Origin of the sequence: Kribbella sp. NBC_00889 (genome assembly GCF_045207705.1) — a bacterium.
GTDB lineage: Bacteria > Actinomycetota > Actinomycetes > Propionibacteriales > Kribbellaceae > Kribbella.
This window is the reverse complement of sequence record NZ_CP108783.1, coordinates 3,596,902-3,620,399: the sequence shown is the minus strand read 5'-3', so window position 1 is coordinate 3,620,399 and position 23,498 is coordinate 3,596,902. Positions and strand designations below refer to the sequence as shown.

Genomic DNA, 23,498 nt, shown 5'->3' with positions numbered 1-23,498 from the left:
CGGTCCTACTCTGATGGCGGCGTGCGGTCGGAGGGGTCGTCGAGATGGGCGCCGGCCGTGAACGGCTCGGTCGCCTCCGGTCTGGACTCCCCGGCCGCCGATGATCTGCCGGCCGCCCGTTCAGCCTGCGCCGTACGACGTCCCGCTCGCCGCTTGCGATCCGCGTAGTACTTGGGTGAGACCCCCTCGGCCGCGATCTCCCTCGCCAGCTTCTGCAGGTCTGCCTCGGCGGCCTCGAGCTCGGCGATCTCCTCGGCCGGCGGCTGCGGGCCGTACGACAGCAGCACCCGAGCCTCCAGGTCGAACGTCGCGGTCGCCGGGAGCACATGCAGTACGACGCCGGACGCGAGAATCGGCTCGGATCGCTTGGCGTAGTGGGCGTTGGACGCGATCCGGCTGCCGTCGAAGATCGTCACCGCGCCGCGGCCGACGACCTCCAGGTGAGTGCCGCGGACAACGGCGGCCGTGTCCTCGTCGACGCCGATGCCGAGCAGGCCGGGGGACTGGGCGACCAGCGACAGCAGCCGGCCGTACCGGTTCCGCTGGGCGAAGTGCTGGTCGACGATCGCACCCTGGACCAGGCCGAGACCACCGGACAGCTGGCTCATCCGCTGCCGCGGGGTCGCGCCCGACCGGCCGAACGCGATCATGTGCTCGGCCAGGATGCTCGCGCCGGCCGACGTACCGCCGACGGTTGCGCCACGGGCGTGGGCGGCGGTGACCGCGCGGCCGAACGCCGTGCCGGTGACGACACCGGCAAGTTTGAGCTGGTTGCCGCCGGTCATGAAGATGCCGGTCGCGTCGTCCAGCGGCTCGAGGAACGCCGGATCATCGGCGTCCTCGCGGTTCTCCGGGCGGACTCCGACGACGCTCGCGGCGCCGAGGGCGGCGAACAGGGCGTGGTACACGTCGACGACGTCAGGCCCGAGCGCGGACGCGGTCGGCACGACCACGATCCGGGCCTTGGATCCACCGGCCGACTCGACGAACTCCTGCAGGACCGTCCGTTTCTTCAGCTTGTCCTCGGCGCCACCAATGGCGAACAGGGCTCCCGGCCCACCCGGCAGATCAGACATAGCCGAAGGATAGGTGCTCACCCCGTCCGGAAGCGCAATCCGGGCAGCGACGTCGACCGGGGACCAGGGCCGACGAGCTCGACGAGCCGGAGTCAGATGTACTACAAGCGCTGCCGCTGACGAGCGGGAGTCGTCATGTCCAACGCGTTCCGGAAGGCCGGATGTACGACGAAGGAGGTGGTGCGAGCGAGTTTCGACGGTCGATCGAGGTAGTCCGGGTCGTCGTGGCTGAAGACCGGCTGACCACCGGTCCCGACGCATCCGATGAAGCCGATGTCGAACAGGAGCCCGATGACGTCCTTGTACTTGTCGGTCCAGACGCAGGGCTCGGGATTCCAGATCTCAGCGGTCAGCCGGCAGAGCCAACTGGCCCCGACGAATGCGTGGTCCGCGGCCAGCGTCGCGATGTCGTCCAAGGCCGCGGACATTTGAGCTCGGGACAACTTGTACGGCCTTCCTTCGAAAGTGGAAAGCACCTCATCGATTCCCGGATAGGTGGGTTTCCATTCATCGCGCAGCGCGAGTCTTCGGTCGTGTGAGTACGGGGATTCGGCTGCTCTGATCCGCTCCCAGGTGATTCTGGGGTTGTCGACGGTCCCCTCGAGACATTCATTGAGATAGGCAATGGCGTCTCGAGGTCTCATCAGCGTGCGGCGGAGGATGAAAGTCAGTGGGTCGCCGCGCGCCTTGTTCGTCGACGGCAGCAGGTGACGAACCGTTGCCAAACCCAGGTCGCGTGGGGCTGCGGCTGCCCGGACGCGTTCGTCCAGCATGGCCTCGAGATCGGCCGACGACCACCGCAGGCGCATCGACAAGGCGCGGAACTTCTCCTCCTGTCCGCCGGTCCGCCGACCGAAGTCGAGGGCCTCGAAGATGTTCGTCCGGAGTGCGACGAGGACCTTCAGGTTCTGCACGCGCTGCAGGTCGGAAACCGCTCGGAAGAGACACCGGATGAGAGCGTTGACGACCGAGTCGTCGGCCCAGTCCTGGTCCAGATCGTCAATGAGGATGAAGGTGAAGTTCTGGCGGGACTCGAGGATGTCCTCGTCGAGTACCTTGATCATCTGGTTGAGTCGTGGCAGTTGAGTCGCGTTGACGATTCTCTGGTAGCGGTTGACGATCTCGATCTTGCTCGCCTGGGTGGCGGTGATCGCGCCGCCTGCCGAGGCCTTCACGAGTTTGGCGTCGAACGAGCCGGCACCGTTGATCCGGGACTCGAAGCGATCGGCGATCTGCCGGACGCGTTCATCTGCTTCGCACCAGAATTTGCCCTGGAAGTCCTCGAGATACTTCAGAGCTTCCGTCTGGCTTTTGTCGCGCTTGAGCCTGTCGGCCAGTAGGGCAAGGAAGTTTTGCTTGCCGGCCGATGAGTCGACCTGGTAGCGGTGCTTGATGATCTCGACCAGCAGAACATGTTTCCACAGTGCAACGAAGAACGGGTCCAGGTGTACTTCGTGCTCGCTCAGCCACCGGACCGACTGGAGATCGGCTACATAGGTCAGGGACAGGTCTTCCGGGCTGATGCGGATGACATGGTCCGGGTATTCGTACTCCAATCGCCGAAGGAGCGCCGACTTGCCACTACCCGTTCGTCCGATGATGAAGCACCGATGATCGTCCCTGGACGAGATGGCCTTGTATTGGTTCGTTTCGTCGAAGGCTTCCTCGAGAAGCGGGTCGGCCTCCGCCTGCTGTCCGCCGAGAGAGAATCCTGAGCTGAGACGCGGAGCGTGCCTACTGCGTGTCATTTTTCCCCCACCGTCTGATACACGCCAGTGGCTGAATGTTAAGCACAGACAGTTACCGGGGGAAGGGGGCAGCGTGTAACGTTCCCGCTACCTATCGTTCGCAATTAATAGACGCGCCGGTCTCCGTTCGGCTGATGCGCATGGCTCGTGTCAGATCGGCGCGCGATACACCGTCGTACTGCGGCGTACGTGCATGCCGAGGTGTTCGTACATGGCGAGGGCGCCGGTTCCGGAGTGGGTCCAGAGGATGCAGCTGTCGCGCCCGAGCCGGGCGAACTCGGCGCAGGTCTGGTCGAGCATCGCGCGGGCGATGCCCTTGTTCCGCTGGTCGGCCCGGACCGCGAGCTGCTCGACGTACCCCTCGCCGCTGTCCGGGAGGTCGAGCGCGAGCACTGCGCCGACCAGCTCGTCCCCGGCGTACGCCAGTGTCGACACCTCGGGCAGGAAGCTGGGCCGCTCGACGGTCAGCTGCCTCCACTCCTCGAAGGACTTCCGGCGTGGTTGGAAGGCGGAGAACGCGTCCTCGACCAGCTCATGCACGTCGTGCGCCCGCGCCGGCTCGTAGCTGTCCAGCCTGACCCCAGCCGACAGTTCCGGAGCCGCGGGTACGTCGATCGACCGCACGAGCAGCCAGTTCGTCGCGAGCACCTCGTACCCGCGGGACCGGAGCAGGTCGGCGCCGGCCTTGTCCGCGTCGTCCACGGTCTGGGCGACCCACTCGCTCCCGGCCGCACGGGACCGAGCCTCGATCCAGTCGAGCAGCATCGTCCCGATCCCGCGTCCGCGGTACGACGGGTGGACGGCGACCTGGGCGCGTTTGCCCAGGTGGAGCCAGACCCAGCCGGCCAGATCGCCGTTCTCCGCGTGCACGACGAGGGTGTCGCGCTCAGGATTCAGCCCGGGGCGGCGCAGGTCCGCCGCGACCTGGTCCGGAATCGCCTCGACCTGACGGTGCCAGTCCTGCTCGCTGGCAGCGACCACCTGGTACATGGCGCCCGCGTCGTCGGGTGTCGCGGGCCGGGTGGAAAGCTCCATGTCGCGATCTTCCCGCACCCGCGTGTCTGTGGGAATCTCCCGGCCGGATGTTGCAGTCAGGCCGGGTTGTCCGCGTCCGCGGCTTCCACTTCCTCGCGGCTGATGCCCAGCAGGTACAGGATCGTGTCCAGGTACGGCACGCTCAGGTGCGTGTCGGCGGCCGCGCGGACGACCGGCTTGGCGTTGAACGCGACGCCGAGACCGGCCGCGGCGAGCATGTCGAGGTCGTTGGCGCCGTCACCGATCGCGACTGTCTGGGACAGCGGCGTACCGGACTGTGCGGCGAACCGCCGCAGCGCGGTCGCCTTGCCGGCCCGGTCGACGATCTCGCCGATCAGCCGGCCGGTGAGCTTGCCGTCGACGATCTCCAGCTCGTTCGCCTGCGCGTAGTCGATGCCGAGCTCCGCGACCAGCTTGCCCGTGATCTGGCTGAACCCGCCGCTGACGATCGCGAACTTGTACCCCAGCCGCTTGAGCGTCCGCACCAGCGTCCGCGCGCCGGGCGCCAGCTGGATCGCGTCGTACACCTCGTCGAGCGCGGACGCGGGCAGGCCCTCCAGCTTGGAGACCCGGTGCCGCAGTGACTCGGCGAAGTCGAGCTCGCCGCGCATCGCCTGCTCCGTGACGGCCGCGACCTCCTCCAGCCGGCCCGCGTGCCCGGCGAGCATCTCGATGACCTCGCCCTGGATCAGCGTCGAGTCGACGTCCATCACGATCAGCCGCTTGGCCCGGCGGTACAGGCCGCCGTCCTGCACCGCGACGTCGAGACCCTGGCGGACACCCTCCAGCGCGAGCACGGTACGCAGCGTGTCCGAGTCGGCACCGGAGACGGCGATCTCCATCGCGGTCACCGGGTACCGCGCCATCCGGCTGATCCGGTCGATGTTCGCGCCGGTGTCTGCGATCCGGCCGGCGATCGCGGCCAGCCCGGCCGCGGACAACGGATGCCCGATCACGGTCACCTGGCTGCGGCCCTTGCGCCGCGGCTCGTTGTCGCCGACACCCTTCTTGACCGAGATGTCGACGTCGAGGACGTCGGCCAGCACCTTCAGTTCCTCTTTCAGGTCCTTGTGGTCACGCGGTGCCGACAGCAGTACGCCGAGAACCAGCCGGCCCCGGAGTACGACCTGCTCCGCGTCGATCACCTCGAGGCCGCGGGTCGCGATCGTCGAGAGTACGGCCGACGTCAGCCCGGGCCGGTCGGTGCCGGTCAGGGTGACCAGCACGGTCGGTCGATCGGGTGAATGCTTCTCGAGCTCAGCCTCTTCTGTCATCGCAGCACCGACGCTACCCAAATCACCTGTCGGTCTGCTGTCCGGTCCATATCTCAGGCGTGAACAGGAGGCGCGCAGGCCGCGACCAACGCGCGCCGGGCCGCGGCGGCGAGGTCGAGCAGCGCCCGGCGGCGAGCGTCGGCCTCGGCGCCGGTGACCGCCGCGCCGTCGTCCTCGAGCGCGGCGTCCGCGATGGCCAGGCACCGCCGGGCGGTCGCGGCCGCCTTCACCGCGCGAGGTTGGTAGCCCGGGGCAAGGTCGTCGTTCCGGCCGCTGCCGATCTTGCGGATGTCGATCAGCGCGTCCGCGACCTCGGGCTTCCAGCGCGCGACGTCGAGTGCGGCCAGTGAGTCCGCAGCCTCGATCAGGGCGAGCCGCAGACCACGGTCCGCCTCGCCGATGTCGGCCGGTAGCGGACTTGTCGCCGGCATCACACTCCACTGCACCGCCGGACCGACGTACGCCGGAACCAGCCCGATCTCAGCCCCTGACAGTACGACGGCCTCACCCGTCTCCAAGGCGGCCTCGTTGAACGGCGGCGGACCGGCGAGTCCGATCGGGTCACCCGGAACCGGCAGTGCCAGGTGGGCCTGGGTCGCGCCGGCGGCACGCAAGAGGTTCAGTGCGACCGGGAGAGTGGCCGGGTCCGGATGTCCGGTCAGACCCGCGACGTGGTGCCCGACGTCGTCGCCGAGGATCTTCTGGGCGGCGGTGTCGGGATCGCAGGCACCGGTCAGCATCGCGTTCGTCCAGACGGTGAACCGGACCGAGGCGGAGGTGGTCAGCACGCCCGACAGTGTCCCACCATTACACCAGCCGGACGACTCCGGCCAGGCAGGTCCAGGGTGGGTACCGGGCACGCGGAGCCACCCCGTAGGTTTTGGGGCATGACTGCAGTGGTGGAGCTGGCCGGGGTGTCGATCGTCCGCGGTAACGCGCTTCTGCTCGACGGGATCGACTGGACCGTAGACGAGGCCGATCGGTGGGTGGTGATCGGACCGAACGGTGCCGGCAAGACGACCCTGCTGCAGATCCTCGCCGCCCAGATCCACCCGACCGCAGGTGTCGCCGGACTGCTCGGTGAGGTGCTCGGTGCGGTCGACGTCTTCGAACTGCGGCCGCGGATCGGACTCACCAGTGCAGCATTGGCCGACCGCCTCCCCAGGGGTGAGCGGGTCGCGGATGTCGTCGTCTCCGCGTCGTACGCCGTACTCGGTCGCTGGCGGGAGGAGTACGACGAGCTGGATCACCAGCGAGCCAAGGAGTTGCTGGCCGAGCTCGGCATCGCGCACCTGAGCGAGCGCACGTTCGGCACGCTGTCGGAGGGGGAGCGGAAGCGGGTGCAGATCGCCCGTGCCCTGATGACCGATCCCGAGCTGATGCTGATGGACGAGCCGGCTGCGGGTCTCGACCTGACCGGTCGTGAGCAGCTGGTGCGCTCACTCAGCTCGATCGCGACCGCGGTCGGTGCCCCGGCGATGGTCCTCGTCACCCACCACGTCGAGGAGATCCCGCCCGGCTTCACCCACGCGCTCCTGCTCAAGCAGGGCCGGATCGTCTCGGCCGGCCCGATCGCCGAGGCCCTCACCGCCCAAACCTTGAGCGACACCTTCGACCTCGCCCTCTCCCTCAACCACGAAGACGGCAGATACACCGCCCGCGCACTCTGACCCCAACCCCAACCCAACCACCCCGCCGCCCCCGCCCGGCCGCACTGCCGCCCCAACCCCACCGCGTCCGCCCGCCCCGCCGCCCCCGCCCGGCCGCACTGCCGCCCCAACCCCACCGCGTCCGCCCGCCCCGCCGCCCCCGCCCGGCCGCACTGCCGCCCCAACCCCACCGCGTCCGCCCGCGCCGCCGCCCCGCCGCCCCCGCCCGGCCGCACTGCCGCCCCAACCCCACCGCGTCCGCCCGCGCCGCCGCCCCGCCGCCCCCGCCCGGCCGCACTGCCGCCCCAACCCCACCGCGTCCGCCCGCCCCGCCGCCCCGCCCTGCCGTGCCGCTGCCCCCGCCCCGTCCGCCGCCCCGCCTCGTCTGGTGGGTGGGCCAGGGAGATGGTGGGTCGGCCAGCCGCGTGCGCTTGGCCAACCCACCCGCTCCTGGGTCAGCCCACCAGACGGTGACGGATCCTGTGACGGGCCAGGCACGTCCAAGAGCCTGTGTGGGGACCGGAACGTGGATAGGCTTGGCAAATGATGGATTGGCTGCGGGACAACGTGTGGGCGGCTTGGCTGACGATCGCCGCCGTCCTCGGTCTGGCCGAGCTCGCTTCGCTCGACTTCACCCTGCTCATGCTGGCTGCCGGTGCACTCACGGCCGCCGGGGTGGCAGCCTTCCTCCCAGGACTGCTCTGGCTGCAGATCGTCGTCGGACTCATCACGGCCGGCGCGATGCTCGCCGCGATCCGTCCTCTGCTGGTCCGCAAGATGCACCACGGTGGCGAGCTCAAGACCGGATCGGCGCACGTCATCGGCCGGATGGGGACCGTGGTCAAGGAGATACATCCCGACGGCGGCGGCTCGATCCGGCTGAACGGTGAGCTCTGGACCGCCCGCCCGTACGACGAGGTGTCGACGATCGAGCCGGGTCAGCGGGTCGAGGTGATGGCGATCGACGGCGCGACGGCCGTCGTCTACCCGGTCGGCGACCCGCTGCACCACGAGCTGAACACGCCGGACTCGACGCCGAACCCCGATCCGGCCGACCCGCCCCAGAACTGACACACAACCGACGCGGTCGGCCGGTTGAGTCGGCCCCTACGCGCAGTACTGTCGGAATCGAGGGACGGCAGCGATCCCTGAGGGATCAGGCCTCCGACTCGCCGGGAACCGGAACGCCTGGTGGCCCGTCGATAGGAAAGACTGTCCGTCCTGAGGGTTCTGTCGAGTGGAGGGTCTAGTGACCGCGTTCCTCATAGTGCTTGCGGTGGTCGCCTTGCTGGTGATCGTCACATTGGTCAAGTCCGTCCGGGTGGTGCAGCAGCAGACCGTCGGGATCGTCGAGCGGTTCGGCAAGTTCAAGACGGGTTTGCAGCCTGGCCTGAACCTGTTGACGCCGTTCGTCGACAAGGTTCGCTACACCATCGACATGCGCGAACAAGTGGTCGCGTTCCCGCCCCAAGGGGTCATCACCGAGGACAACCTGATGGTGTCGATCGACTCCGTCATCTACTTCCAGGTGAACGACCCGGTCCGGGCGACGTACGAGATCTCGAACTACATCCAGGCGATCGAGCAGCTGACCATGACGACGCTGCGAAACATCATCGGTGGCATGGACCTGGAGCAGACGCTGACCAGCCGTGAGGAGATCAACGAGAAGCTCCGCTACGTGCTGGACGAGGCGACCGGCAAGTGGGGCATCCGGGTCAACCGGGTCGAACTGCGCTCGATCGACCCGCCGCCGTCGATCCAGGACTCGATGGAGAAGCAGATGCGCGCCGACCGCGACAAGCGCGCCGCGATTCTGACCGCCGAAGGTATGCGGCAGTCGGCCGTTCTGTCGGCCGAAGGCCAGAAGCAGTCCGCGATCCTCACCGCCCAGGGTGACCGGGAGTCCCGGATCCTGCGTGCGCAGGCCGAGCGGGAGGCCCGGATCCTGAAGGCACAGGGTGAGGCGCAGGCCATCACCACGGTGTTCAACGCGATCCACGCCGGTAAGCCGGACCAGGGTCTGCTCGCGTACCAGTACCTGCAGATGCTGCCGTCGATCGCCCAGGGCGACGCGAACAAGCTGTGGATCGTGCCGAGCGAGATCGGCGACGCGCTCAAGGGTCTCGGCAGTGCGGTCGGCCAGGTGGCCGGCATCACTCAGAAGGCCGAGGGATCCTGGCAGGCGCCGGAGCTCGAGAACGGCCACGCACCGGAGCTCGCGGGCGTCTCCGCGGACGTCCCGGACGCCGCGGTGGTCGAGGCCGACAACGCCGTTGCGGAGGCGATCGCGGCCGCGCAGAAGGCCGCTGTCAGCACCCGCAGTCAGCAGACCCCGCCGACGGTGCCGCCGGTGTCGCCGAACTCCGACCCCTCGGCTCCGCCGGCTGCCGAGCCGCCGCAGGATCGCTGAGCAGTAACCGTCGACAGGGCCTTCCCGGTACGTCCGGGGAGGCCCTGTCCTCACGTCGGCGCTGGAACGATCGAAGCCTGACTGCTCAACGGACGGACCGATGAGCACGACCGCCGATCACGTGCGTAAAGTCTGGCAGCGATGACATGGTTCGAGGCGCTGTTCGTCTTGGTGGCGGGGATGGGCGCGGGCACGATCAACGCTGTGGTGGGGTCGGGTACGCTGCTGACGTTTCCCGCCCTGCTGGCCGTGGGGATCCCGCCGGTGCTGGCGAACGTCAGCAACACCGTCGGTCTTTCTCCCGGTACGGCGGCCGGTGCGATCGGCTACCGGCGTGAACTGGAAGGCCAGCGCGGCCGGATGATCCGGCTGATCCCGGTTTCGCTGCTCGGCGGCCTCGTCGGGGGAGTGCTGCTACTCACCCTGCCCGACTCCGCGTTCCATGCCGTCGTCCCGGTGCTGATCCTGCTCGGCTGTCTGCTGGTCGCCTTCCAGCCCTGGTTGTCGAAGTGGATCAGCGTGCCGTCGCACGCCCATCGCGGTGCCTGGTGGGTGATCCCCGCGGTCTTTGCCACCGGCATCTACGGCGGGTACTTCGGTGCTGCGCAAGGCGTGCTGCTGATGGCGATCCTCGGCCTCGGCCTGGACTCGAACCTGCAGCGGATGAACGGCCTCAAGAACGTCCTCGCCACCGTCGTCAACACGGTCGCCGCGGTTCTGTTCATCATCGTCGCCGACGTCGACTGGCTGGCCGCCGGCCTGATCGCGGCCGGTTCGACGATCGGTGGCTTCCTCGGCGCCCGCTACGGCCGCAAGCTCCCCCCGATCGCGCTGCGCGTGCTGATCGTCTGCATCGGCATCCTCGCCATCATCACAATGGTCTTCTGACCCGCCGCCCCCGTCTGGTGGGCTCACCCACCAGGCAGTGGGTTGGCCAGGCGCGTGCGGTGTGCGAACCCACGGGCCGGTGGGTGAGCCCATGAGATGGGGTCGGTGCAGGGGAAGTACGGGGTACTGATGTGCTGGCTGGTGGGTTAGCCCATCGGATGGTGGGTTGGCCAGGCGCGTGCGGTGTGCGAACCCACGGGCCGGTGGGTCAGCCCATGAGATGGGGTCGGTGCAGGGGAAGTATGAATCGCCCCGGGTTTCGTGGAGACCCGATTACTTGGTTCCGGCCTCGGTGAGGACGGGGATTTCACTGTAGTGGTTGGCTTCGAACTCGGCGGGTGGGACGTGCCCGATCTCGCCGTGTAGGCGTCGGTGGTTGAACCAGTCGACGTATTCGGCGACGGCGATCTCGACGTCGTTGATGGACTTCCAGCCCGTGTTGGGCCGGGTGGCGGGGTTGCGGATCAGCTCTGCTTTGAACAGCGAGTTGAATGCCTCGGCCATCGCGTTGTCGTAGGAGTCGCCGCGGCTGCCGACGGACGCGACGGCGTCGGCCTCGGCGAGCCGCTCGGTGTAGCGGACAGCTCGGTATTGGACCCCGCGGTCGCTGTGATGAATCAGCCCGGTGAGATCGTGGCCGGCCCGCTGCCGTGCCCACAGCCCCATGTCGAGGGCGTCCAGGGCCAGGTCGGTGCGCAGGCTGGTCGAGACCTGCCAGCCCACGACCAAGCGGGAAAACACGTCGAGGACGAACGCGGCGTAGACCCAGCCGGAGTGGGTGCGGATATAGGTCAGGTCCGCCACCCACAGCTGGTTGGGTGCGTCGGCGACGAAATGCCGCTGCACTAGGTCGGCCGGACGTGGTGTCTGAGCACCTTCGGTCTGGGTCGTCCTGCGGGTCTTCTCACGCCTGATGCCTCGCAGGCCCTCGGCGCGCATCAGCCGTTCCACGGTGCACCGGGCAACGTTGATGCCGCCCCGATTCAGCTCGGCATGGATCTTGCGCGCGCCGTAGACCTCGAGGTTGTCCTTGTGCAGCTGGCGGATCGCCGGGACCAGTTCGGCGTCTCTGACCGCCCGGGCCGATGGCGGCCTGCTCTTGGCGGCGTAGTAGGTGCTCGGGGCAATCTTGATCCCGGCAGCGGCCAGGACCTTACAGATCGGCTCGACCCCGAACCGGTCGCGGTACTGGTCGATGTAGTCGACCAGCACCGCCGTCGGCACCTCGGTTACTTCACCTTGCGGTCGAGCTCCGCCGCCGCGAAGAAAGCCGACGCTGTCTTGAGGATCTCGTTGGCCCGCCGAAGCTCGCGGTTCTCCCGCTCCAACTGCGCGACCCGCTCGGCATCGCTGGTGGTAGTCCCCGTCACTGTCCCCTCGTCGATCTCAGCCTGCCGGACCCAACCCCGCAACGTCTCGCGGTGCACACCGAGCTGCTCCGCGATCCGCGGAATCGCACCCGACCTCGTCGCCGGGTCCTTGCGCGCGTCCACCGCCATCCGCGTGGCCCGCTCACGCAGCTCGTCGCCATACTTCCTCGGTGCTGCCATAACTCTCATCCTCCATGGATTGAGAGCCTCCATCAGACCCGGGGCGATTCAGTGCTGGCTAGTGGGTTAGCCCATCGGATGGTGGGTTGGCCAGGCGCGTGCGGTGTGCGAACCCACGCGCCGGTGGGTCAGCCCATGAGATGGGGTCGGTGCAGGGGAAGTACGGGGTACTGATGTGCTGGCTAGTGGGTTAGCCCATCGGATGGTGGGTTGGCCAGGCGCGTGCGGTGTGCGAACCCACGCGCCGGTGGGTGAGCCCACCAGACGGGGATCAGGTGGGGCGGGGATGGGGTGGGGCGGGGGAGCTAGGGGTGGGTGGGGGATTGGAGGCCTTGGAGGAGGAGGTCCAGGCCGTAGTCGAACTGGTCGTCGCCGCCCGTTGTCCGGGCCAGCTCCGGCGCCAGCTCGACGACCGTCGGGAAGTCGCGCGCCGACAGTGACTCCATCGTCGTCCGCAGCCGCCGCCACGCCTCCGGATCTCGGCGCTCGGTGGCCATCTGGATCTCCCACGACGTTGCCCCGAGCACATAGGTGAACAGGGTGGTGTGAGTCCGCGCGGCCGTCTCCGGATCGAACCCGGCGGCACGTAGTACTCCGAGCAGACCCTCGGCCACCCGGGCCGTCTCGTGCCCGGCCAACGGCCGGCTCGCGAGTAGTTGCGCCAGGCAAGGATGCTGGAGCATCAGCAGCCGCAGCCCCCGGCACACCGCCCGGACCTGATCCGGCCACGACACGTCCTGCGGTACGGCGGGCAGCAGGCCCATCAGATGGTCGCGGACAGCGTCGTACAGGTCGTCCTTGTTGCGGAAGTAGGTGTAGAGCGCCATCGGGCCGACCCCGAGCTCGGCGGCCACGCCGCGCAGGCTGAACGCGTCGGTGCCCTTGGACTCCATCAGCTCGAGTGCGGTCCGGACGATCAGCTCGGAGCTGAGGGTGTTGCGCGGTGTCCGGCCCATCTCGATCCCTCCTTGGAAGCAGTTAACGTACAGTGTATAGTACAGCGTATCGAGCGGACGACGGAAGGCAGGGAGAACGTGCGAGCGGTACAGATCGCCGAGTTCGGCGGACCTGAGGTGCTGAAGGTCAGCGACGTCGCGGACCCGGTGGCCGGCGACGGGCAGCTCCTGATCACGGTGGACCGTGCGGGGATCAACTACGCCGACACGCATCAGGTCGAGAACAGCTACCTGACCAGGGCGCAGCTGCCGCTGACCCCGGGTGGTGAGGTGGTCGGACACACGCCTGACGGTCGCCGGGTGGTCGCGCTGGTCGGCTCAGGCGGATACGCCGAGAAGGCGGTCGCCCAGGCTGCGGTGGCGTTCGACGTACCCGAAGGCGTCAGTGACGGAGCGGCGCTCGCACTCGTGGTCCAGGGGACCACAGCCTGGCATCTACTGAAGACCATGACCCACCTGGCGCCCGGCGAATCCGTGCTGGTGCACGCCGGTGCCGGCGGTGTCGGCTCGCTGGCCGTGCAGCTCGCGAAGCTGTGGGGCGCCGGTCGCGTGATCGCGACCGCGTCCTCGGTGGAGAAGCGGAACCAGACTCTCGAGCTCGGTGCGGACGCCGCCATCGACGGTACGCCGGAAGGCCTGAAGGACCGGATCATCGAGGCGAACGGCGGCAAGCCGGTCGACATCGTGCTGGAGATGGTCGGCGGGCCGACGTTCGACGAGTCGTTCGCGGCGCTGGCGCCGTTCGGCCGGCTGGTGACCTTCGGTGCCGCGTCCCGGCAGGCCGCCGCGGCGATCGACCCGGGCCGGCTGATGAAGGGCTCGAAGACGATCGCCGGTTTCTGGCTGGTCAACTGCCTGCGTGATCCCGCCGCTGTCGGCGGTCCATTGGCCGAGCTGTTCGACCTGACCGCCAGCGGCAAGCTCACCTCGATCGTCGGCGGCGACTACGCGCTGTCCGACGTCGCAACCGCCCATGAAGACATGCGAGCCCGCCGGACCGTCGGCAAGCTCGTGCTCGACCCCACTCGCTGAACGAACCAGGAGAACGACAGATATGACCATCGCAGTCGAGAAGGTTCTGTACACCGCGCGCGCGACCGCCCAGGGCGGCCGCGACGGCAAGGTGGCCACCAACGACGGCAAGCTCGAAGTCGTCGTCGCCCCGCCCGTCGAGATGGGTGGCAATGGCAACGGAACCAACCCGGAGCAGCTGTTCGCGGCCGGCTACGCGGCCTGCTTCCACAGCGCGCTGAAGCTGGTCGCGCGCAAGGCTCGCCAAGACGCCGACGGCTCGACCGTGACCGCGGCGGTCGGCATCGGCCCGATCAACGGCGGCGCCGGCTACGGCCTGGAGGTGGAGCTCGAGGTGAGCCTGCCCGGCGTCGACCGTGCCGTCGCCCAGGAACTGGTCGCCAAGGCGCACGAGGTGTGCCCGTACTCCAACGCCACCCGCGGCAACATCAAGGTCGACCTCAAGGTCGCCTGAACCCCGAGCACTTTGTGCACCCACCAACCACATCTCGGCCCTCTGAGTGGTCGAACGGTGCCCAAAGTCGACCTGAGACGTGGGGGTGGGGGTGGGGGTGGGGGTGGGGGTGTCAGAGGCGGGCGAGGGCTTCCTTCAGGAGGCCCTCGGTCGCCGAGACCGGCGCCGCCGCGATTGTGAGGGCCTCCATGATCGCGACGTACTCGTCGACCTCTTCGAGCTTGTCCAGGTAGAGCGCGCTGGCCGCGTGCTCGATGTAGACGATGTCCGGCAGGTCGCCGTCGGGGAACCGCAGCAGGCTGAACGCGCCGCCGGTGCCGGGATACCCGACACTGCTGAACGGCATGATCTGCAAGGTGATGTTGGGCTGCTGCGCCCACATGATCAGGTGCTCGATCTGGGCCCGCAGGATCGCCTCGCCGCCGACCGGCCGGTGCAGCACCGACTCGTCGATGACCACCCACAGCCGGGCCGGATTCAGCCGGGTCAGGATCTGCTGCCGGGTCACCCGCAGCGAGACCCGCTGCTCGACCTCCTCGCCGGGCAGGAACGACTTGCCGAGCTGGACGACGGCCCGCGCGTACTCCTCGGTCTGCAGCAACCCTGGGACGAACATCACCTCGTAGGTCCGGATCAGCGTCGCCGCGACCTCGAGCCCGACGTAGTTGTTGAACCAGCTCGGCATCACGTCGCCGTACCGGGACCACCAGCCGGGGTTGTTCGCGGCCCGGGCCAGCTCCATCAGCCGGTTGCGTTCCTCCTCGTCGTCCATCCCGTAGAGCCCGAGCAGGTCGTTGACGTCGCGCTCCTTGAACCCGACGCGCCCGAGTTCCATCCGGCTGACCTTGGACTCCGAGGCACGGATCTGCCAGCCCGCGTCGGCGCGACTGATCCCGGCAGACTCCCGCATCCGCCGCAGTTGTCCGCCCAGCATGATCCGGAGGGCGGTCGGACCGCCCTCGCCACCAGCCACTGTCACTGACTCACCCACGCCCTCGCTCCGGGGTTGCGAGGGGAACCCGGCACCCGTCCACTCACCCATTTCAGCCCGCGATGCTACCGCCTGTCCACGGTAACGGGCCGACTGGCACCCCGGAGGGTGTTTTGGCGCAGCTGCCGTAGCAGATAACGGGCATCCCGGTCCAGCCCCTGGATAGTCCCTGACGCGACAGCGAACTGGAACTCGAGCCCGAGGAACATCAGGCCGGGCTCGCCGGTCGCGACGCCGCGCTCGTGCCGCACCCGGCCGTCGCCGAAGACGGGCAGGTCGAGGAAGCTGTGGTCCGGACCCGACCCGGTGCACCACACCACGGTCCCGACATCGGACAGTACGTCGCCCTCGGCGGTCACCGGCTGCCCGTCGCGCACGCTCTCGATCCGGCTCGTCGCGACCACTCCGGCCGCGTCGAGATCCGCGAGCTTGTTGCGGACCAGCATGACTCCGTGCCCTTCCTGCTCGGCCAGCGCCTTGCGGCCCATCGGCGTACGACGGGTGAGGACGTGCCGGAACACGAACATCACGATCGGCAGGATCATCCGGCCGCGCCCCGAGTCGATGTCGACCGGAACCTGCCCCGGATGCCGCCCGGCGAGCAATGTGCGGTGGGTCTTGGCGGCCTCCAACGCGATGTCGGTGCCGGAGTTCGCGGCGCCGACCACCAGGACGGTGCCGTCGGCAAGCTGTTCCGGGTTGCGGTACTCGAGCGAGTGCAGCTGCCGGATCGCCGGGTCGAGTTCACTCGCGAACGGCGGCCGCTGCGGCACCGTGTGCGATCCGCCGGCCACGATCACCCGGTCGGCCAGGTACTCATCCTCGTCGGTCTCCACCCGGAAGCCCTCGGCGTCGCGCGACACCCGCGTCACTCGTACGCCGGTCCGTACGGGCAGCTCGAAGTGGGCGGCGTACCGCTCCAGGTAGTCGCCCATCTCGTCCCGCGTCGGGCAGTCGTCCACCGGGATCGGCAGACCCGGCAGACTCGCGTAGCGCGGCGGACTGAACAGCCTCAGCGAGTCGTACCGTCGCCGCCACGAGTCACCGATCCGCGGATGCCCTTCGAGGATCACGAAGTCCTCACCAAGCCGCCGTAGGTGGTACCCCATCACCAGACCGGCTTGTCCGCCGCCGATCACCACAGTCCCGAACCTGTTCATCCCAGCCCCCTTGTGCCGTTCGTTCGGCTCAACGTAGGACTGCGGACCGTGCCGCCACATCGACCGACCACGCCAAGCAGGGCGTGGCGGACTGGTCATTTCTACCCAGTCAGACCAGGCCCTTCTCATAGGCGTACGCCGTGGCCGCGGCCCGGCTGGAGACGCCGAGCTTGCCGAAGATGTTGCTCACGTGGCGGGCGACGGTCCGCTCGCTGAGGAACAGCTGCTCACCGACCGCCCGGTTGGTGATGCCCGTGGCCAGCAAGCGCAGTACCTCCAGCTCCCGTGGGCTCAACCCGCCGGTCTGATCGGTGTGCTCGAGTGCCGCCAGGTCAGCCAGCGCCCCGAGCTGCTCGAACGCTGCCCGGGCGCTGTCGAGCTCCATCTGCTCCGCATCACCATCGCCGAGCGCTCCACACGCCCGCCCGACCAGCACCCGGGTCCGCGCCGCCTCGTACGGCATCTCCAGCTGCTGCCACAACATCCATGCCCGCCGCAACAACGGCATCGCCCCTCGCGCGTCCTCACCCGCAACGCGCACCGCCCCTTCGCAGTACGCCGCCAATGCCTGCAGGTACGGCGAGTCGACGCGGGAGAACTCGTTCAGCTCGGCAGCGGCCTTCCGCGCCGCCTCGAGATCACCACAGTCGACTGCCAGGTCAACCCTCGCCGCGAGGAGCGCCGGACGGGTCGGAGCCAGTGGGTCCTCAGCCAGTGCTCGTTCGAGTCCCGCGATCGCCGACGCGTGGTTCCCCTGCGCGGCCCGCAGCCTGGCCAGACCTGGCTGTACCTCTGCGCCCTCGCTGCCGGCTCGCTGATACGCCTGCTCGGCCTCCGCATACCTTCCACGCTGGCGGTCGAGCTCGGCCAGCTGGTACCACGCAGAGCCGACCGCGCCGGGGGCCAGCCGACGGCAGGCATCCTCTGCGGCGCCCGCCGCCTCGGACCAGGCCCCGCGCAGTTGCAGGATCTGCGCCCGGTGCACCAGACACACCCCGCGGTACGGCACCAGGCCGGATTGCTGGTCGCACCAACCGGTGAGCGCGTGTGTCCACTCCTGCGCCCGGCGTACGTCGTACAGCCGCATGCACAGGTCGATCACGGCGCAGTAGGCGATCCCAGCGACCTCAGGGCCGACCTGGCCGGCGGTGACGTGCACCATCGCCTCGTCCAGCGCCGTCAGGGCCTCGGTCCGCCGACCGAGCATCTCCAGACATCGGCCGCGGCCGAGCGATGCCAACGCGATCGCGGACGGTTCGTCCGCGAGCTCGCGGGCCTGTTCGAACCGGGGGAGTGCGGTGACGGGGTCGCCGGTCATCATCCGCGTGGCCGCGTCCGCCTGCAGGAACAGTCCGGTCAGCTCGTTGTTCCCGGCCGGAATCATCCGCCCGACCCGGGCACGCCACCCGGCGGCCCGGGCGAACTCGCCACGGTTCTGCAGGTGGAAGCCGAGCCAGAACGCGCTGCGGACCGCCCGGTCGACGTCACCGCGGGCGAGATGGTCGTCGAACGCGCGCTCACGGTAGCCGGCGACCTCGTCGTCGTGGCCGAGGACGAAGGCGGCGACGGCCAGCCGGTCGAGGTCGGCCGGTGGGAGTGGGCTGCGCTGGTCGGCGGCGGTCAGCTCGGCGTACTCGGCCGGCCAGTCGTACTGTTCCATCGCACCTCCCAACCGCCCCGGGTCAGTACAGCTAGCTCTGTGCCAGCGCCAACACTGTTGCTGCCGGCAACTTGGCCAGGTCGGCGCCGTCCAGCAGGATCTTGGACCCGCGGATCCCGCTGCCGATCACGACCAGTCCGGCCCGGGTGACCCCTTCGTCGACCAGCACCGGCCATTCGGCCGGCAGTCCGATCGGGGTGATCCCGCCGTACTCCATGCCGGTCGAGCTGACCGCTTCGTCCTGAGCGGCGAAGGAGATCTTCCGTACGCCGAGATGCTTGCGGATCACGCCGTTCACATCCGCTCGATCGGTGGCCAGCACCATCACCGCGGCGTACGTCGACTCCCCGGCGCGCTTGCCGTGCACGATCACGCAGTTCGCCGACGCGTCCATCGGTACGTCGTACTCCGCGCAGAAGGCGGCAGTGTCGGCCAGGCCCGGGTCGATCGGGGCAGCGTAGGCAGCGAGGTCGCCGAGCGCGTCGCGCACGGGCGCCGCCAGGAGTTCGGGCACCTCCGCGGCTGGTCGCCACTCGACCTTGCCCAGTACTGGTGCGGTCACTGCGCTGCCTCCTCACCGGGACGGCGGACCAGGTCGGCGTACTCGGTGTGCTGCTCGAGGTAGTCCTTGTAGAACGGACAGGCCGGCTTGACCCGCAGCCCGAGGGCGCGGGCGTCATCGAGGGACTTCGACGCGATCAGGCCGGCTACGCCGCGGCCGCGGAACTCGGGCAGCGTCTCGGCGTGCAGGAAGCTGATCACGCCCGGGTGCAGCTTGTAGTCGACGAATCCCATCAGATTGCCGTCGGTGTCGAGTGCCTCGTACCGGCTGCGCTCCTTGGCGTCGACGACGCTGATCTCGTTCTCCATGTCCGCCACTGTAACCAGCGCACTCGGCGGCGGTGCCGCGTGACCGTGGGTTTGGACTTCGTGACTCCTGGGGTACGGGCTCGGGGGATGTGTCCGGCCGGACACACCATGGCACCACGGGCTCGGGAGGAGCAGGGATGAGCAGCGAGCACGCACTGGAAGAAGGCAGAGCGATACCCAGTCTCGTACCCGCCCGGATGGACCGGCTGCCGTGGACCAAGTTCCACTGGATGATCGTCGTCGGACTCGGCGTCTCGTGGATCCTGGACGGCCTCGAGATCCAGCTGGTCTCGCTGGTCGGGAACGTGCTGAAGGAGCCGGAGACGCTCCACCTGACCACGTCCGAGGTCGGTCTGATGGCCTCGATCTATCTGGCCGGTGAGGTGGTCGGCGCGCTGGTCTTCGGCCGGCTCACCGACAAGTGGGGCCGCCGCAGCCTGTTCATCATCACGCTGATGGTCTACCTGGTCGCGTCCGGTCTGGCCGGCCTGTCGTGGGACATCTACTCGCTGCTGTTCTTCCGGTTCATCGCCGGTATGGGCATCGGCGGTGAGTACGCCGCGATCAACTCCGCGATCGACGAGCTGATCCCGTCGAAGTTCCGCGGTCGCGTCGACATCGGCATCAACGGCACCTACTGGGCCGGAGCGCTGATCGGGTCCGCGGTCGGTCTGGTGTTCCTGAACGAGGACATCATCCCGATCGAGTGGGGCTGGCGGCTGTGCTTCCTGATCGGTCCGGTGATGGGTCTGATGATCATCTACCTGCGCCGGCACATCCCGGAGAGCCCGCGCTGGCTGATGACGCACGGCCGGGTCGAGGAAGCCGAGCGGACCGTCGACGAGATCGAGGACACTGTCCGGCGGCAGGGCGGCGAGCTGCGCGAGGTGACCGACGACGAGGCGATCAACGTGATCGACTACCCGCCGGTGACGTACCGCGAGATCGCCCGCGTGATGCTGCGCGACTACCGCAGCCGATCCTTCCTCGGCTTCTCGATGATGGTCACCCAGGCGTTCCTCTACAACGCGATCTTCTTCACCTACGCGCTGGTGCTGAAGGCGTACTTCGGCCTGAACGACTCCAGCATCGCGCTCTACTTCTTCCCGTTCGCGATCGGCAACCTGGCCGGTCCGCTGCTGCTCGGCCACTTCTTCGACACCATCGGCCGTCGCAAGATGATCCTCGGCACGTACTCCGTGTCGGCCGTGGTGCTGTTCATCACCGCGCTGCTGTTCAACGCCGGCGCGTTGAGTGCGGTCACGCTGACCCTGCTGTGGTGCGTGGTGTTCTTCTTCGCCTCGGCCGGCGCGTCGTCGGCGTACCTGACGGTGAGCGAGATCTTCCCGATCGAGCTGCGCGGTCAGGCGATCTCGTTCTTCTTCGCGATCTCGCAGCTGACCGGTGGTGTGATCGCGCCGTTCCTGTTCGCCTCGCTGATCGGTGAGGGCGACAACCCGGCGCGAGGTCCGCTGACCGTCGGGTACATCGTCGGCGCGGCCGTGATGCTGATCGGTGGTCTGATCGCCTGGTTCTTCGGGGTCGACGCGGAAGGCCGGTCGTTGGAGAACATAGCGAAGCCGCTGTCGGCCCGCGAGGGTGGCGCGGGGACCCGGTTCCAGGGCCCGCGGCCGCGGCTGCCCAGCACCGACGCCCAGGGCCGCCGGATCACCCCGGTCAAGCCGGAGGCCGAGCAGGGGAGACCGTCCGACGACGCTTAGGATCCCGTCCTCCAACTACCGTCTTTCTTTCTTTGCTCTTGTGACGCCTAGGATCTGCCGGTGGGTTCTTTGCTGATCGCGGGTACGACGTCGGACGCGGGTAAGACGACCGTGGTGACCGGGTTGTGCCGTTGGCTGGCGCGGCAGGGTGTCCGGGTGGCGCCGTACAAGGCGCAGAACATGTCGAACAACTCGATGGTCTGCGCGGACGGCACCGAGATCGGGCGGGCCCAGTGGATCCAGGCCGTCGCGGCCGGCGCGGAGCCCGAGGCGGCGATGAACCCGGTGCTGCTCAAGCCGGGCAGTGACCAGCGCAGTCACGTCGTACTGATGGGGGAGCCGTGGGGCGAGTTGTCGTCCCGCGGCTTCCTCACCGAGCGGGCCGAGCTGGCCAAGGCCGCGTTCGCGGCGTACGACGATCTGTCCTCGCGGTACGACGTGGTGATCAGCGAGGGCGCAGGCAGTCCGACGGAGATCAATCTGCGCCGGTCGGACTACGTGAACATGGGGTTGGCGCAGCACAGCAAGGCTCCCGTGGTTGTTGTCGGCGACATCGATCGCGGGGGAGTGTTCGCCTCGATGTTCGGCACGGTGGCGCTGCTGGACGCGGCCGACCAGGCGCTGGTCAGTGGCTTCCTCGTGAACAAGTTCCGCGGCGACGCGACATTGCTCCAGCCGGGCATCGACATGCTCACGTCCGTGACCGGCCGCCCGACGTACGGCGTCCTGCCGTGGCTGCCCGAACTGTGGCTGGACTCCGAGGACGCGCTGGACATCCCGGTACGTCGTACCTCCTCGGCCGATCTGCTCACGGTGGCGGTGATCCGGTTCCCGCGGATCAGCAACTTCACCGACCTCGACGCGCTGGCGGTCGAGCCGACGAACAGCGTGTTCTTCACCACCAGCCCGGCCGAGGTACGGGATGCGGACCTCGTCGTGTTGCCGGGGTCTCGGGCAACGGTGTCGGACCTGGCCTGGCTGCGGTCGCTCGGTCTCGCCGATGCGGTCAGCGCGCGCGTTGCGGCGGGACGGCCTGTGCTCGGGATCTGTGGCGGCTACCAGGCGTTGGGCGGCGAGATCACCGATCCGCACGGCGTCGAGGGTGGCGGTGTGCACGCCGGCCTGGGCTTGTTGCCGGTAGCAACGGAGTTCTCGCGGGCGAAAGTGCTGGCTCGCCCGGCGCCGACGGCGTACGAGATCCATCACGGCGTGGTGACCGTGACGGGCGAGGCGTCATCGTTCCCGGGTGGCTGCCGGGTGGGGAACACCTGGGGGACGATCTGGCACGGGCTGCTCGACGATGACGCTGCCCGGCACACGTTCCTGACCGAGGTGGCTCAGCTGACCGGCAAGCCGGCACCGGATCGCACGGTCTCGTTCGCCGGTCTCCGTGAGGCGCGGCTCGATCGGCTCGCGGACGCCATCGACGAGTACGTCGACACCGACGCCCTGCTGAGGCTCATCGCTGACGGCCCCGGCTCGGTGCCGTTCATTCCGCCGGGCGCGCCGGAAACTGTCTGACGCCTGCACTAGCGTCCCGTCCATGAAGGCCGAACTGCAGAAGTACCTCCAAGGCACCCGTGCGGTGATGCTGGCCAAGCTCGACGGCCTGAGTGAGTACGATCGCCGCCGCCCGCTGGTGCCGTCCGGGACGAACCTGCTCGGACTGGTCAAGCACCTGATCGGGATCGAGTACGTCTACCTCGGCACGAGCGTCGGGCGACCACCGGCGAAGCCGCTGCCATGGGAGGAGGACGGCACTGTCTGGGACGGTGGCGACATGTGGGCGCTGCCATCCGAGAGCACGGAGTACCTCACCGGTCTCTACCGCGACGCCTGCGCCCACAGCGACCGGTCCATCGACGAGCTCGACCTGGACACACCGGCCGAGGTCCCGCACTGGCCCGAGGGCGGCCGCAGGACGACGTTCGGCGCGTTGCTTGTCCGGGTCGTCGACGAGACGGCCCACCACGCCGGTCATGCGGACATCGTGCGTGAACTGATCGACGGCCAGGGCGGGTCCGACGCGGACCATATGGACGAGGCCGGCTGGTCGGAGTACTACGCGAAGATCCAGCGAGCGGCGGAGGCCTTCCTGACAGACTGACCGGGTGGATGACTTCGAACGCCTGCGCGGACGGATGTTCGGGATCGCCTACCGGATGATGGGTACGGCGACCGATGCCGAGGAGATCCTGCAGGACGCCTGGCTGCGCTGGCAGGCCACCGATCAGGATTCCGTGCGCGACCCGGACGCCTACCTCGCGCGAGTGGTCACCAACCTGTCGATCAAGCAGCTCACCTCCGCGCGAGCGCGCCGGGAGACGTATGTGGGGGAGTGGCTGCCGGAGCCGTTGCTGAGTGGGCGGGCGGAGTTCGACGAGCTCGGGCCGCTGGACGTCGTGGCCGAGCGGGAGTCGGTGTCGTTCGCGCTGCTGCTGGTGCTCGAGCGGCTGACGCCGGCGGAGCGGGCGGCGTATGTGCTGAAGGAGGCGTTCGGTTACAGCCATCGCGAGGTGGCCGAGCTGATCGGAACGACCGAGATCAACGCCCGGCAGCTGACCTCCCGCGCGGCGAAACGGATCGCCGCCGAGCCGCGGCGGGACCAGCCTGTCGACCGGGCCGGCTGGCGCGAGCTGGTCGAGCGGTTCCTTGCCGCGGCCCGGCTGGGTGAGATCGAGGAACTGGAGAAGTTGCTCGCAGGCGACGTCGTGTCGCGGGCGGACGGCGGCGGCAAGGTGATCGCGGCCCGGAACGCGCTTGTCGGCAAGGAGCGGGTCGCGCGCTACCTGATCGGCGTGATCGAGCGCTTCGGCGGCGGTATCGAGGCGGGCTTCGCCGAGGCGAACGGCCGTCCCGCACTGGTTGCCTTCGGCCCCAACGGCGTGCACGCGGTGTGCTTCATCGAGTTCGGTGCCGAGGGCATCACCGACCTGCGCCTGGTGATGAACCCGGACAAACTCACGTTCGCGGCCCGCCAGCTGTCACGAATCGACGGCCTACCCGATCTGAGCTGGTGAC

The 23,498-nt window shown here is 68.7% G+C and carries 22 protein-coding genes; 10 read left to right on the top strand and 12 right to left on the bottom strand.

The window, feature by feature from the left end; translation table 11 throughout:
* Nucleotides 1-5: 5 nt before the first annotated feature.
* The 5 genes from OG817_RS17665 to OG817_RS17645 all read right to left on the bottom strand — a co-directional run bounded on the left by OG817_RS17665 (nucleotide 6) and on the right by OG817_RS17645 (nucleotide 5,921).
* A complete protein-coding gene (locus OG817_RS17665) occupies nucleotides 6-1,076 on the bottom strand; it encodes a cyanophycinase (protein ID WP_406055983.1) in 1,071 nt (356 codons plus the stop codon).
* Between the two features lie 101 nt (nucleotides 1,077-1,177).
* Complete coding sequence (locus OG817_RS17660) at nucleotides 1,178-2,824, bottom strand: P-loop ATPase, Sll1717 family (protein ID WP_406055981.1); 1,647 nt, start codon at nucleotides 2,822-2,824, stop codon at nucleotides 1,178-1,180.
* A gap of 150 nt (nucleotides 2,825-2,974) precedes the next feature.
* A complete protein-coding gene (locus OG817_RS17655; RefSeq protein WP_406055979.1) occupies nucleotides 2,975-3,859 on the bottom strand; it encodes a GNAT family N-acetyltransferase in 885 nt (294 codons plus the stop codon).
* 56 nt (nucleotides 3,860-3,915) lie between these two features.
* Nucleotides 3,916-5,133, bottom strand: a complete 1,218-nt coding sequence (serB, locus tag OG817_RS17650; RefSeq protein ID WP_406055977.1) for a phosphoserine phosphatase SerB — start codon at nucleotides 5,131-5,133, stop codon at nucleotides 3,916-3,918.
* Between the two features lie 53 nt (nucleotides 5,134-5,186).
* Complete coding sequence (locus tag OG817_RS17645) at nucleotides 5,187-5,921, bottom strand: hypothetical protein (protein ID WP_406055975.1); 735 nt, start codon at nucleotides 5,919-5,921, stop codon at nucleotides 5,187-5,189.
* Nucleotides 5,922-6,020: 99 nt separating this feature from the next.
* Here OG817_RS17645 and OG817_RS17640 point away from each other — a divergent pair, with 99 nt between their 5' ends.
* The 4 genes from OG817_RS17640 to OG817_RS17625 all read left to right on the top strand — a co-directional run bounded on the left by OG817_RS17640 (nucleotide 6,021) and on the right by OG817_RS17625 (nucleotide 10,083).
* Nucleotides 6,021-6,803 (top strand): ABC transporter ATP-binding protein, encoded by a 783-nt coding sequence (locus tag OG817_RS17640; protein WP_396389954.1) that lies wholly within the window; start codon nucleotides 6,021-6,023, stop codon nucleotides 6,801-6,803.
* A 522-nt stretch (nucleotides 6,804-7,325) separates the two neighbouring features.
* The gene (locus tag OG817_RS17635; protein WP_360439503.1) at nucleotides 7,326-7,853 is read left to right on the top strand and encodes an NfeD family protein; all 528 of its coding nucleotides are present in this window, start codon (nucleotides 7,326-7,328) and stop codon (nucleotides 7,851-7,853) included.
* 178 nt (nucleotides 7,854-8,031) lie between these two features.
* Nucleotides 8,032-9,195, top strand: a complete 1,164-nt coding sequence (locus OG817_RS17630; protein ID WP_406055973.1) for an SPFH domain-containing protein — start codon at nucleotides 8,032-8,034, stop codon at nucleotides 9,193-9,195.
* 141 nt (nucleotides 9,196-9,336) lie between these two features.
* Nucleotides 9,337-10,083 (top strand): sulfite exporter TauE/SafE family protein, encoded by a 747-nt coding sequence (locus OG817_RS17625; protein WP_406055971.1) that lies wholly within the window; start codon nucleotides 9,337-9,339, stop codon nucleotides 10,081-10,083.
* Between the two features lie 273 nt (nucleotides 10,084-10,356).
* Here the strand turns inward: OG817_RS17625 and OG817_RS17620 are convergent.
* Nucleotides 10,357-11,633 (bottom strand): IS3 family transposase gene (locus OG817_RS17620; RefSeq protein ID WP_406055969.1). Its coding sequence is split into 2 segments (ribosomal slippage): nucleotides 10,357-11,342 and nucleotides 11,342-11,633, totalling 1,278 coding nucleotides; the frame shifts between segments, so codons are not numbered across the junction.
* Between the two features lie 305 nt (nucleotides 11,634-11,938).
* Complete coding sequence (locus OG817_RS17615) at nucleotides 11,939-12,589, bottom strand: TetR/AcrR family transcriptional regulator (RefSeq protein ID WP_406055967.1); 651 nt, start codon at nucleotides 12,587-12,589, stop codon at nucleotides 11,939-11,941.
* Between the two features lie 78 nt (nucleotides 12,590-12,667).
* Here OG817_RS17615 and OG817_RS17610 point away from each other — a divergent pair, with 78 nt between their 5' ends.
* Nucleotides 12,668-13,621 carry a zinc-binding alcohol dehydrogenase family protein gene (locus tag OG817_RS17610; RefSeq protein WP_406055965.1) on the top strand — a complete coding sequence of 318 codons (954 nt, stop codon included), beginning with the start codon at nucleotides 12,668-12,670 and terminating at the stop codon, nucleotides 13,619-13,621.
* Nucleotides 13,622-13,643: 22 nt separating this feature from the next.
* The gene (locus tag OG817_RS17605) at nucleotides 13,644-14,075 is read left to right on the top strand and encodes an organic hydroperoxide resistance protein (RefSeq protein WP_406055963.1); all 432 of its coding nucleotides are present in this window, start codon (nucleotides 13,644-13,646) and stop codon (nucleotides 14,073-14,075) included.
* Nucleotides 14,076-14,187: 112 nt separating this feature from the next.
* Here the strand turns inward: OG817_RS17605 and OG817_RS17600 are convergent, their stop codons facing one another.
* The 5 genes from OG817_RS17600 to OG817_RS17580 all read right to left on the bottom strand — a co-directional run bounded on the left by OG817_RS17600 (nucleotide 14,188) and on the right by OG817_RS17580 (nucleotide 18,756).
* Nucleotides 14,188-15,009, bottom strand: coding sequence for a helix-turn-helix transcriptional regulator (locus OG817_RS17600; RefSeq protein WP_360440082.1), 822 nt, complete (start codon nucleotides 15,007-15,009; stop codon nucleotides 14,188-14,190).
* 122 nt (nucleotides 15,010-15,131) lie between these two features.
* Nucleotides 15,132-16,226: a flavin-containing monooxygenase gene (locus tag OG817_RS17595; RefSeq protein ID WP_406055961.1), complete on the bottom strand. Its 1,095-nt coding sequence runs from the start codon at nucleotides 16,224-16,226 to the stop codon at nucleotides 15,132-15,134.
* 109 nt (nucleotides 16,227-16,335) lie between these two features.
* A complete protein-coding gene (locus tag OG817_RS17590; protein WP_406055959.1) occupies nucleotides 16,336-17,886 on the bottom strand; it encodes a LuxR C-terminal-related transcriptional regulator in 1,551 nt (516 codons plus the stop codon).
* A gap of 31 nt (nucleotides 17,887-17,917) precedes the next feature.
* On the bottom strand, nucleotides 17,918-18,448 hold the full coding sequence (locus tag OG817_RS17585) for a YbaK/EbsC family protein (protein WP_396389964.1): 531 nt from the start codon (nucleotides 18,446-18,448) through the stop codon (nucleotides 17,918-17,920).
* The gene (locus OG817_RS17580) at nucleotides 18,445-18,756 is read right to left on the bottom strand and encodes a GNAT family N-acetyltransferase (protein ID WP_396389965.1); all 312 of its coding nucleotides are present in this window, start codon (nucleotides 18,754-18,756) and stop codon (nucleotides 18,445-18,447) included. Before OG817_RS17580 ends, OG817_RS17585 begins: the two co-directional genes overlap by 4 nt.
* Nucleotides 18,757-18,893: 137 nt before the next feature.
* On the opposite strand from OG817_RS17580, the gene OG817_RS17575 reads away from it, so the two are divergent.
* Genes OG817_RS17575 through sigJ form a run of 4 tightly spaced genes read left to right on the top strand, consistent with a single transcriptional unit; the run spans nucleotide 18,894 to nucleotide 23,497 of the window.
* Nucleotides 18,894-20,477, top strand: a complete 1,584-nt coding sequence (locus OG817_RS17575) for an MFS transporter (RefSeq protein WP_406055956.1) — start codon at nucleotides 18,894-18,896, stop codon at nucleotides 20,475-20,477.
* Between the two features lie 60 nt (nucleotides 20,478-20,537).
* The gene (locus tag OG817_RS17570; RefSeq protein ID WP_406055954.1) at nucleotides 20,538-21,998 is read left to right on the top strand and encodes a cobyric acid synthase; all 1,461 of its coding nucleotides are present in this window, start codon (nucleotides 20,538-20,540) and stop codon (nucleotides 21,996-21,998) included.
* Nucleotides 21,999-22,020: 22 nt separating this feature from the next.
* Nucleotides 22,021-22,584 carry a DinB family protein gene (locus OG817_RS17565; RefSeq protein WP_406055952.1) on the top strand — a complete coding sequence of 188 codons (564 nt, stop codon included), beginning with the start codon at nucleotides 22,021-22,023 and terminating at the stop codon, nucleotides 22,582-22,584.
* A 4-nt stretch (nucleotides 22,585-22,588) separates the two neighbouring features.
* Nucleotides 22,589-23,497: an RNA polymerase sigma factor SigJ gene (sigJ, locus tag OG817_RS17560; protein WP_406055950.1), complete on the top strand. Its 909-nt coding sequence runs from the start codon at nucleotides 22,589-22,591 to the stop codon at nucleotides 23,495-23,497.
* Nucleotide 23,498: the final 1 nt, after the last annotated feature.